The organism is Bradyrhizobium sp. CCH5-F6 (assembly GCF_001556045.1).
Classification (GTDB): domain Bacteria; phylum Pseudomonadota; class Alphaproteobacteria; order Rhizobiales; family Xanthobacteraceae; genus Bradyrhizobium.
Genome location: NZ_LSIC01000050.1, coordinates 75,470 through 94,044, shown reverse-complemented (window position 1 = coordinate 94,044; position 18,575 = coordinate 75,470). Strand labels below are relative to the sequence as shown.

At 61.4% G+C, this 18,575-nt stretch carries 12 protein-coding genes and 2 pseudogenes; 7 read left to right on the top strand and 7 right to left on the bottom strand.

What is annotated here, in order from left to right; translation table 11 throughout:
• Positions 1-481 precede the first annotated feature (481 nt).
• The 6 genes and pseudogenes from AX729_RS41740 to AX729_RS08840 all read left to right on the top strand — a co-directional run.
• Positions 482-603 (top strand): annotated as a pseudogene (locus AX729_RS41740) (IS5/IS1182 family transposase); the annotation flags it as partial.
• A gap of 1,172 nt (positions 604-1,775) precedes the next feature.
• Positions 1,776-2,032 (top strand): annotated as a pseudogene (locus AX729_RS41735) (IS110 family transposase); the annotation flags it as partial.
• Positions 2,033-2,640: 608 nt separating this feature from the next.
• A complete protein-coding gene (locus tag AX729_RS08855; protein ID WP_061022096.1) occupies positions 2,641-3,120 on the top strand; it encodes a hypothetical protein in 480 nt (159 codons plus the stop codon).
• 129 nt (positions 3,121-3,249) lie between these two features.
• Positions 3,250-3,993 carry a P-loop NTPase family protein gene (locus AX729_RS08850; RefSeq protein ID WP_061022094.1) on the top strand — a complete coding sequence of 248 codons (744 nt, stop codon included), beginning with the start codon at positions 3,250-3,252 and terminating at the stop codon, positions 3,991-3,993.
• On the top strand, positions 3,990-4,571 hold the full coding sequence (locus AX729_RS08845; RefSeq protein ID WP_061022091.1) for a hypothetical protein: 582 nt from the start codon (positions 3,990-3,992) through the stop codon (positions 4,569-4,571). Before AX729_RS08850 ends, AX729_RS08845 begins: the two co-directional genes overlap by 4 nt.
• 4 nt (positions 4,572-4,575) lie before the next feature.
• Entirely contained in the window at positions 4,576-6,210 is a 1,635-nt protein-coding gene (locus tag AX729_RS08840) for a type IV secretory system conjugative DNA transfer family protein (RefSeq protein WP_061022090.1), read from the top strand.
• A 278-nt stretch (positions 6,211-6,488) separates the two neighbouring features.
• On the opposite strand, the gene AX729_RS08835 is transcribed toward AX729_RS08840, so the two are convergent.
• The 5 genes from AX729_RS08835 to AX729_RS08815 form a co-directional block, all read right to left on the bottom strand.
• Positions 6,489-7,679: a DUF932 domain-containing protein gene (locus AX729_RS08835; protein ID WP_197433559.1), complete on the bottom strand. Its 1,191-nt coding sequence runs from the start codon at positions 7,677-7,679 to the stop codon at positions 6,489-6,491.
• 396 nt (positions 7,680-8,075) lie between these two features.
• Positions 8,076-8,387, bottom strand: a complete 312-nt coding sequence (locus AX729_RS08830; RefSeq protein WP_061022087.1) for a DUF736 domain-containing protein — start codon at positions 8,385-8,387, stop codon at positions 8,076-8,078.
• 761 nt (positions 8,388-9,148) lie between these two features.
• Positions 9,149-11,134 (bottom strand): ParB/RepB/Spo0J family partition protein, encoded by a 1,986-nt coding sequence (locus tag AX729_RS08825; RefSeq protein WP_061022085.1) that lies wholly within the window; start codon positions 11,132-11,134, stop codon positions 9,149-9,151.
• Between the two features lie 403 nt (positions 11,135-11,537).
• A complete protein-coding gene (locus AX729_RS08820; protein ID WP_156456819.1) occupies positions 11,538-12,227 on the bottom strand; it encodes a hypothetical protein in 690 nt (229 codons plus the stop codon).
• A gap of 115 nt (positions 12,228-12,342) precedes the next feature.
• Complete coding sequence (locus AX729_RS08815; RefSeq protein WP_061022080.1) at positions 12,343-13,782, bottom strand: hypothetical protein; 1,440 nt, start codon at positions 13,780-13,782, stop codon at positions 12,343-12,345.
• Positions 13,783-13,991: 209 nt separating this feature from the next.
• Here AX729_RS08815 and mobF point away from each other — a divergent pair, with 209 nt between their 5' ends.
• The gene (gene mobF, locus AX729_RS08810; protein WP_061022147.1) at positions 13,992-16,658 is read left to right on the top strand and encodes a MobF family relaxase; all 2,667 of its coding nucleotides are present in this window, start codon (positions 13,992-13,994) and stop codon (positions 16,656-16,658) included.
• Between the two features lie 126 nt (positions 16,659-16,784).
• Here the strand turns inward: mobF and AX729_RS08805 are convergent, their stop codons facing one another.
• Together AX729_RS08805 and AX729_RS08800 are read right to left on the bottom strand one after the other, a co-directional pair.
• Positions 16,785-17,744 carry a metallophosphoesterase gene (locus AX729_RS08805; RefSeq protein WP_061022077.1) on the bottom strand — a complete coding sequence of 320 codons (960 nt, stop codon included), beginning with the start codon at positions 17,742-17,744 and terminating at the stop codon, positions 16,785-16,787.
• Positions 17,741-18,316, bottom strand: coding sequence for a metallophosphoesterase (locus AX729_RS08800; RefSeq protein ID WP_156456818.1), 576 nt, complete (start codon positions 18,314-18,316; stop codon positions 17,741-17,743). Before AX729_RS08800 ends, AX729_RS08805 begins: the two co-directional genes overlap by 4 nt.
• Between the last annotated feature and the right edge of the window lie 259 nt (positions 18,317-18,575).

The window sequence follows — 18,575 nt, the reverse complement described above, 5'->3', positions numbered from 1 at the left end:
CCATATCCGTGATCTGCGAGTAACATCGTTTGGGGAAGCAAAGTGTTGTGAAGAACCGGGAAACGATTGTCGCGCCTCTTTTGGGGGCGAGAGTGCGCGATACACCGGCAGGCCATTGCTGTTCGCCACCGCATGAATTCTTGCTTGTCAGAAGACCTCGTGAGCGACCGACATTTCGCTGATTGTACTGGGCGATGCAGGCTCCACGAGGACGATCGAGGTATCGATCGTTGCACTGTTGCGTCACGACTGCCGGCCAGTGCATCCCTGATCCGGCTTCAGTCGCCGGCCTACCGAGGCGCACTTTTTTCCAAAAGCCTATGACCATGTTCGAGTAGCTTGGCCATTCGGCTTTACCCTACAGCGCCGGGTGGGCGGCTTTCCCGCACCCGGCTCTTCCCGAGGGTGTTCCAAGCTCCGAAACGGGAGCCTTGTATTGTGCGCTCCGTACAGCAATTACGATTAGACCGCCATTAAATCGATGCTGCCGAAAAGCTGCGCGGCGTCCGGCGTGGCATTGACCGTCGTGTGCTCAATGGCATCTTTTGGGTACGCCATGGCGACCAGCCGAAGGACTGCGGCCCCCAGCATTTGTACAATCGCAATCGGACGGCTGCCCTCGCCTTTTCCCGCGCGTCCATGTCTCGCATGGGCCAGGAGGTGGGGGGTGTCGGTTTGGCCGATCAACAGGAGTATCGGCTCGCTGGGCGGCCGCTGAAAATCTTATCCGCGACGTGAGGACAGAGGGCGATCGCAGCCCGGGAAATCCGATGGCTCACCGTTCGGACACGTGCCATTGGCGATCATCATGTGGACGTTTCGACGGACGACTGATCGAAGAATGGTGAGGCGTCCGTGCGCAATCTCAAAGCGCGCACGGCATCCCACGGCATCTCTCGATTTGGCAGTCACGCGGCTACTTTAACCAGCCGTCGCCATCCCGGATTGGATAGCGACCGTTCTTTTGCAAAAAAGACCATGTGTGATGCTCATCACAGCGGCGAACGATGAGCTGCACTAGGTTGAAATCGACATCGGCCAAGCTGGAAGAACGGTGGTGAAGACGCCTTCTCCCTTACGATGTCGGTCATCAAATCGAAACTCTGGAGATGTCTCATGTCACGCAAGACTATCATCGCTTTTCTAGCTTTAAGCTTGATTGGGGGCGCCGCGCTTGCTCCGACTACCGCCTCCGCAGACGACGTGCACGACCAGTTCTTCAGCCTTTTGCATGGCCATGGACACGGGCATGATGGCGGCCATGGGCATGACGGCGGCCATGGACATGATGGTGGTCATGGACATGATGGTGGTCACGGGCATGGCGGTGGGCATGGGCATTGATGCCTAAGTCGCGACCTCGTCAATGAGGTCTGACCTAAGTAGTGCTTAGAAGTCACGGCGAGGTGCGCTCGGTGTTGGGGCGCGCCTCGGCTTGGTTCTGTCCAACGTCAAGAAATGTTGGTTACAGGACCATTGGGAGGCACAGCCATCAGTACGAGGCTGTGAGCAAAGGCGGACAGGTGGCCGCAACGACCGAATGCCGCAACGTCAGAAAAGGTCCGCCATGCGGACCCATCCACAGTGATGGGTGTGGTGGCGGCGGTCACCGGCATCGAATGTGCCGAAAGCCTCGTCACATTCGCTTGAACGAAGCCATCCGCGGCACCGGCTGTGACCATTGGACTGATCGACTGATCTCGCCTGGTATGTTTTTCAGGTTCACGAGTTTTGACGCGACAAGGTTACCGTCGGATTGGTTGGTGAAGACCCGCGGCACCGCTCATCATTGGGCCGCGAACTGATGCGCTCGGACACGAGGTGCGGTTGATGCTGGCGGATAGTTCAAGACGTACGTCAAGCGCGGCAAGCATGATGCGGTCGACGCGGAGGCCATCTGCGAGGCCGTGATCGGCCCGACGACGCGGTTTGTCGAAATCAAGAGCGGGGCGCATCAATTGGTCTGATGCTTCATCGGACACGCGAACTGCTTATCTGGCAACGGACCGCGCGGAATAAAGCGTTACGCGGCAGAAGCGATAATCGCACTCCTCGGAGAGGTCATCGCCACCCACCGCCTGTCGATCTCATTTTAGTCCAAGCATGTGCTTGACAGCGAGGCTGAAGGCAGCTTGGCTTCTGAGAGCCCATTCGGCTTTTCCGAAGTTGGAGATGCACAGGTGTGCCCAAAATCTGAGTGGTCTTCTGTATGGTACTTTCTCTGGCCTTCGTGTGGTTGTTAGTGGTCGTACTGCGGACCTCGGTGGTCATGCGCGGCCCACCCGCTAGGTGGGTGGGCCCGAAATCGGACAGGCCGCCTCGTCGAGTAAGCGAAGAAAGAGCATCTTGGTACGACGGTGGCGACCGTCTGCCGTCCAGCTTGAAGAACCGGTGTCCCGGCCCGGCTCTTCAAGCTGGACCGCAACTCGCTTCCTCCCCCCTGGGATACTGATTTCAGCAAAGCGTAGGCGGCGCCCTTCCGGCCGGCCCTAGAGGGCCCGCCGACCGTGAGCTTGAAGCGCGCGATCGTTCAACTTTGCACGATCCGGTTGGTGGTTAATTGGCCCTATCCCGGCTTACGTGTGGCCCTGCGTGTCCCCCGGGTGGCGCCGTTAACTTCCGCCACCTACGTACTGCATCATGGATATCGACCTGAAACGTCTGCGCGGCGACATGAAGCGGCTCAAAGCTGCTCGCGTCGCCTCGCCGATAGGCAAGATCAAGACAGGCGCGACCGAGGTCATCCGAAGCAATTTCGACGAGCTTGAGCGCTTGCACCGTGAGGACGGTGCGACCTGGACCGAAATTGCCAGCGGTCTGGCCGCTCAGGGCGTCACGCAAGGCGAGGGCCAGCCGATTACGGGGCGACGGCTGACGGCGCTAATGCACAACATCAGAACTCGCGCGGAGAAGCTCAAGGGCAAGGCCACCGTGCAAGATCGGGTCAAAGGGTTGCCGGAACGCCTTCAAAAGCACGGCCGGGCTAACAGGAAAACGGTTTCTCTCAGTCCCGAGATGGGCAGACCGATCGGCGATAGCCTGCCGAGCCAGACCATCAGCGAGGACGAGATCCGTCGCGCTGAGCTTGCCAAACACGCCCACCTGCTGGGCAAGCGCTGACCGGCCTCACAGTCCATTTTCAATTGGTCTGCAAACTGGAGCGGCCTTTCTCGCTAGACCTCCTGCTTCACCCACTTGGCTGACCGCAACCGGATTGCGCTCGCCATTCAGTGCCTCAGGAGCATTCCCATGCCACGCCTTTTGCTTGTTGCCCAGGAGACCGGCGGTGTCGGTAAGTCCACGCTCACCCGCGGGGTCGCGGAAGCTGTGCCCGACGCGCCGATCATCGAACTCGAGTCCACGCCGCGAATCCTGGAATACGACCACGGCAAGACCAAGGGACCGAAGCGTGTCTCGCATTTCCCGGTGCGTGCCGACCGGGCATCCATCGACCGTACCGGCGGCCAGGCCGCCCGTGCCGAGTTCGACGGGCCGATCAACGCCATGGTCGGCGCCGAGCTGCCGACCATCATCGACGTCGGCGCCAACACCGCCTCATCGCTGCTTGCTTCGTTCGACGATGAGTTCGTCACCGGTATCGCCGACACCGGGATCGAGATGGCGCTGGTCGTGGTGGTAACGGCCGATGCCGCCGCGTTGACCGACGGCGCCAAGGTGTTGGCGGCGTCGAAGCGTTGGGCCAAGGCCCGCTTCGTGGTCGAGAACAAGCTGCGGGGCGATGTCGATCCCGCGATGCTGAAGCGGGTCGCCGACGGCGCATATGTCACGGTGCTGCCGAAGTTCGGGTTCGAACCGCGCACGCTCGGCTTCCTCCAGGCCACCGGGCTCTATGCCATCCCGCAGTTGAAGGCGTCCGACTTCCAGAAGGAGTACGGCTTCAACGAGGCACGGCGCATGGTGAGCGACCTCAAGGCGTTCCGCCTCGCGGTGATGGAAGCGGTTCGGCCCGCTGCGACGTGGCTCGCGTCATGAGCAAGCGCCTGCAAACTTTGCGCAAGCGGTTCATCGACGCGAAGGCAGACGCCGACGCGTCGAAACGCGAGGTGCGTCAGGCGAGCGCAGCCAAGCTCGCTGAACTTCGGGCATTGCCGGATCCCGCCGCGCGGCTGGCGGGCTTGAAGGATCCGGCGCTGCTTCCCTCCGACCGTCAGGTTCTGGAGCACGCGCTCGCGGACGTGTTGCCGCGGCGGCACATCCGGTTTCCTCGAGCGATCGGGGCCACCTTGCGGTCCGGACTGCGGCACGCGCGCTACCATTGGCGGGGCTTGGTGGTGGTCACCCTGATCTCGATCCCCGCCATGATGATCGGCGGCTTCGCGGTCCACAACACCGGTTACGCAACGGTTCATTTCGACCGAGACCTCGACCTCATCTGGACATTGCCGGATGGGCATACCGAACTTCGTCGGCTGACGACCGACACGGCAGTTGTCGTGATGGGCCGGACTACAGCTGGAGACGTTCGGCTGCGGGTGTGGTCGCCCGCAGAAGGCCACCTCGAAGCCATCATGTTGGCAGAAGCCTACGGCCGGCTTGCACGCAAGGAGTAATCAAATGTTCTGGAAGATCTTCGTGCCGCTCACCATCATGGCCTTCCTGTTCGGCTTTCCCGTTGCGGAATTCACGGTGCATGGCCTCGACGCCTCGCTGTGGCCAAACACGATCCAGCCTCCTTCTGTCTGGTTCACCGCGATGCGAAACAGCTGGGGTCTGGATTCGCTTCTCGCCTACCGTGACATGGCGTTCGGCCAGACCAAGGCGCTTGGGCCATATGGTAGGACCGCTCTCGCCTGGATCGTCGCTGGCCCACTTCTGGCATTCGTCGCGTGCTTCGTGCCGAACTACGGACCTCGGCGCGACCCGCGCGGCACCTACGGCAATGCCCGGTGGGCGAGCCGCAAAGAGCGGGCGCGCATGCGGATCGGCCTCGAGCTGGGCCTCGATCCCGACACCCGTCGGCCGATCCGCGTCTCGACCGAAAGCAGCCTCATCACTGTCGCGCCGCCGCGCACGGGTAAGACATCGGGGCTGCTGATTCCCAATCTCGCCGTACCCGACAATAAGGGCTGGTGCGGACCGGCCGTTGTCATCGATCCGAAAGGTGAGGCTTATCGCGCCGTCGCCGCCCGTCGGCGCGCGCTCGGTCGCACGGTGCATTGCCTCGATCCCATCAACATTGTCGGTGGGACGGACACGTGGAATCCGCTTGCGGAAGTCGATTCCAAGGACATCCTCCATCTGCAGCGGATCGCTCGCTCCCTCCTACCAGAGCAGGCGCAGGGTGAGGCGGTTTACTTTCAGAACCGCGCGGTCGACGTCATCGTGGGGGCGTTCCTGGTCGCGGATGACATCAAGCGCCCGACGCCCAAATGTGCCGCATGGCTGTTGTCGAACCTTCCTCACTTCGAAAACGCGCTTGCGCCTTTGAAAGGAGTGGCCGCGGCGGCCGCCAAGGCCGTGCTCGCTATGGAGCCGAAAGGGCGGGATTCGATTCTGTCGACCGCGGCCCAGGCCTTCAGTTGGTGCGCCGATGAAAGATTACAGCGTCTGACCGATGAAAGCAGTTTTTCCATGTCGGACGTGACGTCCGGCAACGTAGACCTGTTCGTCACGTTGCCGGCGGAGGACATGGAAACGCTGACGCCGCTGACGCGATGGTTGCTATGCGAACTCTTCACCGCAGTCCGGCGACGCCGGGCTCGAGAGCCGATCGTGTGCTTCATCGACGAGGCGGCGACGCTTGGCCGCTTCAAGGAACTCCTGATCGCTGCCGGCGAGCTGCCTGGACAAAATCTTCGGCTCTGGACCTTCTGGCAAAGCCGCAGCCAGATTATCGACGTCTACGGTGCGGAGGGCGCCCGTACGCTGCTGAACACGGCGGAGTTCACCACCTACTCCGATCTGCCGCTCACCGATCCGGATGAACGCGAATTCCTCTCGCGGTCAATCGGCGACTTCACCCTGATGGACATGGTCGAGACCACCGACGAGAAAACAGGCAATATCTCTCGGGCGTTTCAGCCGAAGGCGGTGCGTCTGATGACGGAGGACGGCGTCGGTCAGGTTCCGACAACGGATGTTATCGTGTTTCCCAACAGCAAGCGGTACGCCAAGCGGCCGATGATCTTGCGCAAGACCGCCCACAACGATTCCCGATTGACGAATCTTATCGTCTCCGAGCAGCGCTGAGGAACGTCGTCGAGAACGACTTGACCAGGAGTGATCGCCGCAGCATCGCCAAGCTGAAACTTCATGGCAGTGGTGCTCGTGTTCTTGAAATGAGAATTCCTCCTTAAGGGTCGGGCCATTCTTCCTCGCGAGCCGGGCCGTCAGGCCCGGCGAGCAGCGGGCGCGGCTACGCGTCAACCGCCGGTCCGGCCAGCCGGATCGGCGGAAAAATTCGAGATTCTCCCCAGGCGGAGCATCTGCCGTGCAGCCAGGGAGCGGCTGCACGGCTTCTGCGGTGCTCAGGCGGCCTGCTCCAACAATCGTTTCGCTTTGCCCTCAAGCTCAAGCCGCGCATCCTGATGCGCCCTGCCGCGGGCCAGCGCCGTGATCCCCTGCACGAAATCGAAAACGCTTTCCGGCGGCCGGCCTTCTTCATGCAGGACAGTTTCAATGATCTTGGCGGTCTCCGTCTTGGAGAAGCCGCGCTTGCGGAGGAAACCATCCCGATCCTCTTCGTTGCGAGCAACGACCCGTTCTCGCGCCGACTTGATACCTGCGACGAAGTGAGCGGGCGAGGAGTTGGCGAAATTCGTCAGCGCCGGTGTTGCCTCGTGCGCAAAGCGCTGCGCCGCAAATTTGGAATGCCGGATGGTGATTTGCTCGAAATTCTCGACACCCCAGAGATTGCGATTCATGCAGACCGCGCGAAGATAGAAGCTCGCAATGCCTAGCGTCTTGCTGCCGACCTCGCTATTCCAGCAATAAAACCCCCGGAAAAACAAATCCGGCGATCCATCGGGTAACCGTCCCGCTTCAATCGGGTTGGTATCGTCCACCAGAAACAGGAAGACGTCGCGGTCGCTGGCGTAAAGCGTCGTCGTCTCCTTGGTGATGTCGACGAACGGATTGTGGGTCATGGTCGCCCAATCCAGCACCCCCGGGACCTTCCACCTCGTGTCGCCAGTCCCGTTGCCGGCGATCTTCATCACAGCGGCCGTCAGTTCATGATCCCAGATACGCCCGTAGTCTGGTCCAGTCACCGCGCGAAGCTCGACCCGCCCATCATCGGCTTCCAATGTCTTCAATAGCTCTACGCGATGTGACAGCAGACCGTGTTGCAGGTTGATCCCGGCGAGCGGCGCAGGAAGCTGCCGCATGTAAGAGGTCGGGGCGCCGACAAGGCTGCACAACTGCCCAAAGCTCCAATGCGTCGGCAGGACCGGCTCGCTGCGGCCCGGCACCATCAAGGCGAGCCGCTCCGCATCGTCGCGGCTTGCCTCAACCCGCACGGCGCGGCTTTCCACGGTCCGGGTTTGGGCGCAATCGGCGCGGCGGTGGACAGCGTCATGAAGGTCGGTCAGGCTGAGATAACGCTCGTCATCGGGGCGGGAAAACCACTGCGAAGACACGCGGCCGACGCGCTCGCCGCGCGATAAGTCCACGCGAAATCCGCTGGAAACCGGCTGCTCGTTACGGTCCAAGGTAATCATAGTCATGGGTCTTTCTCCTTAAGGGATTGGGTTGAAGCGCAGCGCTGCGCTGCAACCCTGCCCGTCGGCGAGACCGGGGTAGCAAGAGCAAGGGCGGCTGGAGTGGAGGGGGATCACCCGCCTGAAGGGGCGCGCATCAAGCGCGCGTCTGCACGCGCCCAAGGGCCATGCCGTCTCGAAATTCATGGGCGCGGAAGACCGGGGACACCGCTCCAGCCGGCACCGGCTTCGGGGCTTCACCCTTGCTCGCGCGAGGGCGGAGCCCTTAGCAATCGTCGTGAAAAGCGTGACCGAGGCTCTTGCCGAAGGTCTTTTAGTCTTCCTGTAGCGCGTCGAGCCATGGGCACGAAGAAAAGCCCCGCCTCGGAAGGAGGCGGGGCGGATCGATCCCGGCGATTACTCGCCGTTGCGGCGGGACCAGATCAGCGTGTAGCTGTCGTCGCCTTCGCCCTTGACCAGCGAGGCGTAGATCGGGGCCGGGAAGCTCGGATCGTCCAGCTTGACCGAGAGATATTCGCGGTCGGTCTCGCGCGCGGTCTTCCTCCAGGCGGCACCGAACTCGGTCGCACCCGACCGGATGCGATAGTCCGGCGCCTTGTCGTTGTCCTTTTCGGATGCGACGAAGGTCGCCTTGACGTTGAGCGTGAGCGTTTTGACCGAACCGGTGAAGCCGTTGTTCGACGCGGTGAAGGTGCCGATGGTAGCCATGGTGTCTCCGTTCTGTTGTCGGGCCGCGACCGTCGCAGCCTCGATGGCGGTCCTTGGCCCGGGGAGCGATCGGCCCGCAGCCGTCAGGCCCGCAGCAGAGCGGAGGACGGCATGAGACGGCTTTTTTGTCTTCCGCGAGGAATGCCGCCACTTCGCGGCAGGGGAAAAAAGCCGCCGAAGCCGTTGCGGGAAGGCGATCGAGGCTCTTGCCGTCCCTCGGGACTGATCCGTCCATTCGAGGTTGCAGAGGACCCGGCACATCAACGAACTGATGGAGATATCATGGCTGCGATCATCCGACCGTCACAAGGAAAGGGCCTCACTGAGGACAAGGACGCTCGCTGGCGGGTCAACGAGGACAAAGATCCGACATGGGACCGACAGCCCTCTGCATCTGTGCGCGCATATTCGGATGCTTCTGGAGGAAGACCTCGCGGAGTCGAGACCGTGATGTGATCTCGGCGTGAGCCTCCGATCGTCCAGACGGTCGACCTCGCAAAATGGGCTATAACGACGGCAGCTCCATGTTGATCTGGCACCTCCGCAACGGCGGCTGATCCAACTGGAACGATCGATCACTGCTTCTCCGGGTGCGGGACCACAATGTGCCGCGACGCGCCTTGTCTTGCCTTGCTTTCGAAATGCGGCCCGTTGGAATATGGGTATCGTGATGATGGCCGCGCGCCGAGGGCGCGCGGCCGAAAAATTCGGCGGTTGCGGGTGAGAAGGCCGGGACCGCAACAGGGTCCCGGCCTTGCCGATCACTCGGCCGCGTTGGCATAGGCGTTCGCTCGCCCATCTGTGGGAGCATCCGCCGCTGATGGTGCCACCTCCTGCTGCGTGGCTTGCGGCGTCCGCAGCAACGCGGGCAGCCAGTCCGTTGCGGCCAGCAATTGCTCGGCGGCTTCCGCCATATCCGGCTTCTTCATATCGGCCATGCGGTCCGCTGCCTCAGCGCCGACGGCTTCCCGCACCGCTTCGAGGATGCGCGCTTTGGTGATGCGCCCGAGATAGGTTCGCACTGTCGGTCGCCAATAGCCGGTCATGTCGAGAGCTACGACTTCGGCCAGTCTGTTGGCGGTTGCCAGCGCACGCGGGCGATGATCGCGCGGCAATTTGACCGCGTTGGCGGTCAAAGCCACGCAATGCGCAAAGATCGCCATGCGACTGTCGTAATCGAGGGCAACGACGAACGCCCAGAGATCGGCGACATCTCGCGGCAACTGCGCCGCCCAGCGCGCATGACGCTCGGACCAAGACCGGCCCGCTGCGGTATCCGCTATTCCGTCCGCGTGGGAGCCGAGGAACAAGCTGCCCGGACGAAGATCAAGGACGCTGGCCTCGGCGCCCCGGTAGAATGTCTGCGCCACCAGCGCATGGGTGACGGCGATCATTGCGATATCGGGTTGCTCCGACAAGGCGAGACGAAGGCCAAGGGTTCGGTGCGCCGTGAGGTCGGCAACCAGATTGTCCGAAAGGCCGGCGTCGGTTTCCGTATCGTCTTCGCATTCGGCCGCATCCTCCTCATCGTCTTGTGCGGCGCCTCTGGCCGTAGCCTTCTGCCTGATATCGTCTTCGGGGCGAATAAAGCCGCGCTCGATGCGGACGCCACCGTCATGGTTGAGAACCACGAACGCACCGCCACAGGCGATGTCATCGGCGTCGTAGGCCTTGCGCAGGACTTCAAAACGCTCGATCTCGGCCTCAAGCTCGCCGAAGCGGATATCGACATCGTCGGGCAGTTCCTCAAAGCTCTCGTGCTGCTTGGTGAGGAGGTCGAATTCCGCCTGTGCGGCCTCATAGAGGGCTTGATCCTCCGGCGAAAGTTCGGCTTCCCGGGGATAGACCCGCCGCAGACCGTGACCGTGCGGAAAATCGAGGTTGGCTTCTACCCACTTCCACCCCTCATTCGTCTGCAAGATGGCTGCGACCTGTTGCAGCTTTTCCAGCGCAAGCCGGTCCAGCAGCACCGCATCCTCGAAATAACCGCCGCGATCCTCAGTAAAGAGATCACGCAGGATGGTCCCGCCCGCCTCAAGGTAGGCCTCATGGCCGACGAAGACCGCGCGCCGGTCGGTCGCCGCGACATTGGTTTCTGTCAGCATCCGTCGGATCGTGGCGGGATCGCGGCTATAGGTCAGGCGGCTATAGATTTCCTCCTGCCGGTCATGATCGTCGATCAGGGCGAACGCGATTAGCTGCTCAAAACCGATGTCGCCGTTGCGGTAAGCATCGATCAAGCGCGGTGATACGCTACTCAGCCGCAGGCGCTGCCGCACCAGATGCGGCGTGACGCCGAACCGGGCGGCGATTTCTTCGGCACCGAACCCCCGTTCGTCCGCGAGCTTCTTGAAAGCCTCGAACTGGTCGGCGGGATGCATGCTTTCGCGGGTGACATTTTCATCGAGGCTGATTTCGTGGGGATCATTGGCAGTGTCGATGACGCAGCGGATCGGCTCGGTCTTCTTGATCTCCTTGCGCCTGACGCGCAAGAGTTGGGCAAGCCTGCGGCCTTCGCCGATGGTGACGAAATAAAAGCCGGTGGCAGCGCCCTCGCTATCCAATTCCGGTTCGACGACAAGATTTTGCAGAATGCCTTTTGCGGCGATGCTTGCCGCATAGGCTTCGATGGACGCTTCGCTGTGCGGCGTCTTGCGCGCATTTTTCGGCGACTTCTTGAGTTTGTTGAGCGGAATCAGGACTTCTGCGCCGCTTGCGGCAAGTGTTTGAAATTTCTTGGCAGACATGGGGCATTTTCCTTTCAGGCATGGGTTGCAAGCGCAGCACGCGCTGCAGCCCTGCCCGTCGGCGAGACCGGGGTAGCAAGGGCAAGGGCGGCCGGGGCGGAGGGGGATCACCCGGCCTGCACAAGCGGGCCTTGAGAATTGGATTCGTCCGAAAGTGATCCGCGCGGAAGGTCGGGGAGACCGGCCCGGCCGGTCCCGGCGTCGCCGGGACGTCACCCTTGCCCGCGCGAGGGCGGAGCCCTTAGCACTGAAGCCATGAGAGGCAGGTTGGCAGAGCGCAAGTCGAGAGGGGCGATTGGACGCCCAAGCCGGCTTTGCCACGCAACTCTCGGCCGGCCATCCAAATTGGCAAAGGGCAGAAAACAGGGGCGTCCTTTCGGGCGCCCCTGCAATCGAAAGTGGCCTAGGCGACCGGCGGAAGAGGCGGCATGATCCACTTCAGGCTCAGACGCCACAGCCTCAGCGGCCTCGGCAGCCCCGGCGTGTAGATCACGAGGATCGCAGCCCGGCTCGCGATCACCTGCTCGCAGAACGGGAACAGACTTCCGGTGATCCCGATTGCGTCAGCGTCCTTCTCCACATCGGACAGCCAGTAGCCGTTCGTTGCGAGATAGGCGCCCACCGTGTTGGCGATTTCGCGGCCATCGAGAACGTGCCGTGCGTCATCGACCGTCAAGAAATGCCAACCGTTGTTCACGAGGGAACGGATCACGTCCCGCCCCGTCGCGAACGGCATTTCGCCATCGCCCTCAACCAACGTCGCACCATGCTCTAGGAAAGTCGTCATGTACGCTTGGCGACCCCCGATCAGCCCGCGCGCAGCCCTCTCGCTGACGCGGATCAGCGGTACGTCATCAAAACGGCACGTTCTGTATTCGACCAATTCGATACGCGGAAGGCTCGGATAGTCCGCTTTGACCAGATAGCAATGCGGATACCGGGCGAGCATCGCAGCAGCGACCTCAATGGCGTTCCGGTGGCACAGTCCCTGTCTCAGATTGCGAACAGCCTGAACTAAGGGCCTTTTGCCGAGATCTTCACTGATTTCGGCGAGGCGATTTTGCAAGATAGTTCGAATGGCGCGGAAATTCATGGTTGTCTCCTGCTTTAACGACAACCGGTGTTGTCGTGCGAGCAGGATGGCCGATGAGCCGACGCGATGTTGCAGACCAATTGAATATAGGCTGCGCCCCGTCAGATGAGGCCGCTCACCACAATAGGGGACGGAAACGCCGCACGTGAAGCTTCTCGCCTTTCGTCATCTGCGAAAAATTCTCGTAGTCCACGGATAGGCTGATGCCTTCTTGGCCTCTTCCGACCTTGAAACGCTGATCGATCCTGGCGTCTGGATGGTCAGGTTTTACCGTTCTTGGCGTAATGACGACGTTGTAAAATAGTGGACGTACTGGAACGGAAGTTCGCGTTGCAAGGGCCTGTTGTGCTGCCTCTCGGAGACTTTCTCCTCCGACGAGCAGATCAACCAGATATTGGATCTCTCTATAAATCTTTTCGAGATGCTCAATATCATCTTCAATGACCGCAAACCTCGGCTTCGATGAGAGGCAAGTGATTAACGTCACAGCGATTTCGGGCGGCAGCTCATCACAATCGCCGCGGGCGAAATAGCCGAGCCACGCGGCAAGGTCAAACAGGTCGGTCAGCGATTCGAATTCACCATAAAGTGCAGTCGGGTTGATGCCGCCATAGAGCGCCGTAATAAAGCAGCCCCAGAGGTTAAGATCGAATTCTTCGCCGTAGTCCAGGCGCGCCTTTATTCCGGGGCTCACGGCTGCGCCGTTCGCCACCTGAAATTCGGCGGTTTCCCGCGCGATACGATGCACCGTTAGTGCCCGCAGATGGGCTCGACGCAGTACGCTAATGATAGGCAACTCCCGGTCAGCGACCGCCTGATAGCTGAAGGGACCGTAAATCTGCTCGTAGCAAAGAATTTCGACGTTGGCCTGCGCCCTGATGCCGGTCGGAATCTGCTTGAACCAGGTCTTGACGTGGTCTCGTCCTTGCGTTTCGACATGGTCCATGGTCACGTTGCGTTCCCGATCTTCGCGCACTTCGGGCGTATCATATATATCGCTGACGTCTCGAAAGACGTTCTCGACTTCTGCAAGTTCCAAGTTCTTCAACTGATCCCGATCAGTTGTGTTGAACTGCGTATGCGGGTGTCTTTCCCGCGCGGCTCTAAATTGCGCCATCTGAAGCACGCGGTTCGCTCGCACAAATTGAGCGTGCAGCGCCGTCCTTAGGATCGCTGTGATCGATCCTTGGTCTGGATTGCCTACTTCACCTTCGTCGTCATGCGCCGGAACGATGGCGATCCAATCCCCGCGCTCGAATGCCGCGCTTTGAGTTTCGTTGAGTTTGACGCCTCGGGTGCGCAGCTGGAATGTCGTGACCGCCTGAAAGTCTTTCGTGCGCCACTCTGCGAGAACACCTGCGTTGCTGGGAAGCGGCGGAACGCCGAACTTGGCGTTGTAGTAAACGATCGGGACCCGGCTGAGGCTGTATCGATCGCGAATCACATGAATTTCACCTTCCGGGTACTGTTCGCACACCTTCGTCAAATAGTCTTGTTCCAGGTAAATCCGCGCGCTGTCGCGATGTCCAAAAATATCAGGCCTTCCAAAGAGCATACCGCTTCCTCTGCCAACTAAAGTGACAGTGCGGATTAACCCAGCGGGCATTACAGGTCGGCGAAACGCGCTCCGCAGTTTTGAGTAGAATTTGATCTTCTATCGCAGCGCGGGCGGATTCCGGCGCTCCGAGCGCGGCTTCTTCAATTGGCCTGCAACATGAGGCGATAGACGCAACTACTGACGGGCTTCCTTCGATGGAGGCCGACGTGGTAGCGACGATCGCGGCAGGAACGACCGCCCGATATTACAGCAAGCAATCCGAGTACTATCTCGGCGGCGGGGAGCCTGCCGGTCGCTGGATCTCCTCGACCAACGATTTCGGCGTCAGCCATGGTGCCGAAGTCGACAATGCTCTCTTCGAACGCCTCCACGCTTCCCTTGATGTGGATGGACAACCCCTTCTGTCGAACAGCGGCGACACCGCAAAGCGCGTCGGCGGCATCGACCTGACGCTGTCGGCCCCGAAATCGGTTTCCGTTGCTTTTGCGCTCGCCGATGTCGAGACACGTCGCGCCATCGAGAAGGCTCAGCATGAGGCTTGCGAAGCAACTATCGCATTCCTGGAGAGGAATGCGGCGTTTTGTCGTCGCGGCAAGGATGGTCATCGTCTCGAACGCGCCACGCTCACCGTTGCGGCGTTTCAGCACGGAGAAGCGCGCCCCGTCGAGCATGACGACGGCAAGGTCTACGCCGACCCCAACCTGCACACGCACGCAGTTTTATTAAACTTTTCACGTCGTCAGGATGGCACTGTCGGCGCTCTCGACGCGCGCCATCTGTTCGCTCACAAAATGGCGGCCGGCGCGATCTACCATCTCGCGCTATCCTCAAATTTGCAGAGAATTGGTTTCGAAATCGGAGAAATCGGCCGCAACGGGGTATTCGAGCTGGTCGTCCCCCAGGCGGGTGACCAATCGGTGGCGCTCGCGAAGAGTTTTGCGGCCTTGCAGCGCCACTATTCGGGGCGGCGGAAGGAAATCGAAGAGGCCATCGCGGCTGAAGGACTGTCGACAGCGGAAGCGCCGACACTGGCGGCTGCGATCGCTCTTGGAACACGCTCGACGAAGCAAGAAGCGCGCACAACCGATCGTTTCGAACTATGGGCCGAGGAAGCCGCACCGTTCCTGGACGTCGAACGGCTCGCAACGAACCTGCGCACCAACAGGACATTGAGCCAGGCCGAGCAGGAAAAGCTCATCGCCGAGCGCGTGGCGGCCGTGCCCGCGCAGCTGACCGAACACGAAAGCGTTTTTGAGCGGCGTCACCTCTACGCAGCCGTCGCATCAGCCTTGGTGGGAACAGGTGCCGCCGCGATGCGCGTCGAGCACGAAGTGGACCGCCTGGTAGAGGCAGGTCGCATCGTCGAGCTCGGACGGGACGCCCTCCAGCAGCCGGTCTATTCGACGCCGGAGCAGATCGCTATCGAGCGCGAGCTGGTCGCGGTGGCCGATCGGCTGACCCGCGAGCGCCGCGCGGCGCCTGATCCGGAATACGTGCTGCGGCTTTGCCGTGAGCGGGGACTTTCCGCGGAGCAAACCCACGCGGCGCAAATGGCGACGAGTTCGGCCGCCATCGCTGTCATCGAGGGTGCCGCCGGGTCGGGAAAGTCAACGACCTTGGCCGCTATCGTGGCGGCGTACGCCCGAGACAACGGTACGGGACTTCCCTTTGCTGGCGCTGCGCGGCGCGTCATTGGCACGAGCCAATCCTGGAAGGTCGCCCGGGAGTTGCAGAAGCTCGGAATCGAAGCAATGGCCACTGACGCGTGGCTTGCCCGAACCAAAGAGCCATTTCTCGATGCCAATACCGTGCTCGTTGTCGATGAGGCCGGGCTTCTGTCCTCACGCCAAATGTTGGCGATCACCGAGAGGGCAGCGGTTGCGGGAGCAAAAATTATCGTCGTAGGGGACCGTGAGCAGCTCCAGAGCCCGGGGGCAGGCCCAGGACTTTCCATTCTCGCTGGCGTCACCGGCACAACCCGGGTCGACACCATCGTCCGCCAGCGCGAAGCCTGGATGCGAGCAGCTGTGACGGATTTCGCCAAAGGCCGCGCGGCGGAGGGCTTGGCTGCTTTCGAGCAGCGTGGCCTCTTGCAATTTGCGCGCGGCGAGAAGGCGACGGTCGCGCGGGTTGTCGATGCGTGGGAGAACGCAGAGCGCGCGGAGCCGAACGCATCAAGGTTGTTGATCGCCAAGACCAACGTCCAGGTGCGCGCCATCAATGACGAGGTCCGCCTCCGGCTGAAGCGCGACGGGCGCATCATCGACGAGGATATCGAGGTGGCGTCGGTGACGCCGTCCGGCCACGGCCAGACGCTTGCCTTCGCAATTGGCGATGAGATCCGGTTTCTGGTCCGGCACGATCGCCTTGCCGTCATCAACGGCACCACGGCTACTATCACGGGCATTGACGATCGCGACACGCAGGATCCAGCCGTTCACGTAGACATCAGCGGGCGTCGGGCGAGCTTTCGGGTGTCGGAGTTTGCTGATGAACACGGCCGCGCGCGGCTCGGCCATGCCTACAGCACGACGATCTATGGATCGCAAGGTCAGACCACCGATCGGGCTTTCGTCTGGGCTGGACCGTCGATGACGAGGAACGAGGCGTATGTCGCATTCTCACGGGCGCGAGACCACCTTGAGATCTTTGCCGACATCCGCGAGATCGATGCACAAGTCCGCCTGGATTTGCCGCTGTCGGAGCGGCTGCAGGCCACCATCACGCCGGAGTGGCGGCTCGACTGGTTCGCGGATCGGTTGTCGCGATTGCAGGTCAAGACTTGCACGCTCGACCCCATGCTGGACCAAGCCGTGCGCGCCTATGAACGATTGCCGGAGCGAGGTCGGGCGGCGGGGTATGAGCGCAGCTAAGGCGCGGATGCACGGAGCTTATCCTCATCGAAGCGCCAAATCGCGCTTCGTAAAGAGCGAACAACAACAGGCGGCAGGTCAAATTCCTCAAAGAGAAAGCCAGACAGGGTGTATTCGTGCGGCAGCCTACATTTCCGCTGCCGCGCTGATGTTTTGCGCGTGCACCTGCCTGACGTTGTCTGCCGTTCGCTTGGCTGCGATGTCTGCCACATGCTGGCTACCGGTCACGACCTCGGTCTGAAGGGAAGGCCTCCCATCGACCTCGACGATCATGCCCGCATCGAAATCTGGATTCTCGCGCTTGCCGCCGGGCGCCGGATAACCGCGCGGGTTGCAAACAATCCGCGTTCCGCCGACGCAATAGTCGCGGCTGCTGTGCACATGACCGTGTAGCCACAGCGCCGGCGGGGCGCCGCCGGTCATCAGTCGCTCGACATCGCTGGCGTAGCACCAGTCCAGGTCCGTGATCGTCGGCCAGTGGAGCAGCGACCGCGGCGACGGCGCCATGTGCGTGATGACGACTGCGTCCTGGCCCGCCGGACGCATAGCGAGAGCCTTCTCGATGTACGCGACTGAGGCCTTGTGGGCGTCGATCGTCTGACCGGGGCGGAGCCGGTCCTTCGACCGGCCGGCGCCAGTCTTTATTAAACGGTAATCGTTCATCTGCGTCGTGGCCGCGCGCACCGCGTCGCCGAACATCACGTACGGAGACCTGGTCATGAAATCCGTCCACAGCGTAGCGCCGACAAAAAGGACGCGGCCGATCTCAACTGATGCATCATCGAGAAGGATGATCCCGAGTTCCTCCGCGACCTCAGGCATCCGCGCGCGCTGCTCCTCCCACGTGGTCTTGAGGTCCGGACGGTGCTTGTCGTGAAAGGAATAAAAGTCGTGATTTCCGGGGACGTAGATGAGCGGCCGGTCGCGATCGGGGTAAAGCTCGCGGACATGCCGCAATGCCAGCGTGCCGGGCGCGGCGGCGTCGCCTGCGACTACGGTCACGTCTGCGTCGATGCGCGGCATGCTGCCGAGCCCATTGCGCTCGATATCGACGTGCAGGTCAGAAACCGGATTAATGCGGATCACGGCACCACTCCATTGTTCTCGATATCTCTGCCCTCCAGATCCACGCGTGGCGGCAGTTTCGCCATGTAAGCCTTGATGGTAGCAAGGCGGACCGGAGCGATGCCCATGACATCGACGCCGATGTCAGCGGACTGCTGGTTGCCGGGCATCTTGCCGTGATGATGCCCATATAACATCAATGTGGTCGGCTTGCGAGACCCGGGCCAGCTCGCCCATCGATAGTGGCAGATTACGCATTTGGTGCTCTCGATCGTCTCATACGCGACATCGCGGACCGATTCCCAGCCGAGGCCCTTTGTGGCCTCGCCGTCGTGATTGCCTGCTACCAAATGTTTGCGTCCTGGTAGGCTGTCGAACAGCTTGCGAAGCTCAACCGGATCGGCTCGGTGAGCAAAGTCACCGACGACGATGATCTCGTCGTCGGGCCGCACGACGGTGCGCCACGATGCAGCCATCGCCTCGTTCATCTCGCGTCCATTCGCGAACGGCCGGTTACACATTCGGATAATGCCGTCTGCTTTATCCGGCGATGCGTGGAAAAAATGCGGATCAGCGTAAAACCAAGTCGTCACTGCAGCTTTCCCTCCCTCGGGTCATTTCAAACCACAACGGCTTTGCCCGCCTCGATGTCGTACGGGTTGACGATCATGTTAGGGACTGCCGTCGCCTGGCTCATACCTGTTCAGTGTGCCGGCAGATGAAGCCGCCGCCCTCCTGAAATACCAGGACGCTACAAGTGGAACATCAGGGCTGGCGAATAGTCTCACAGTGGCTCTTCTTCCTGGTCAAATTATCTGGCAGAATCGAGCGGAGGCGTCAGTTCTTCGAGCC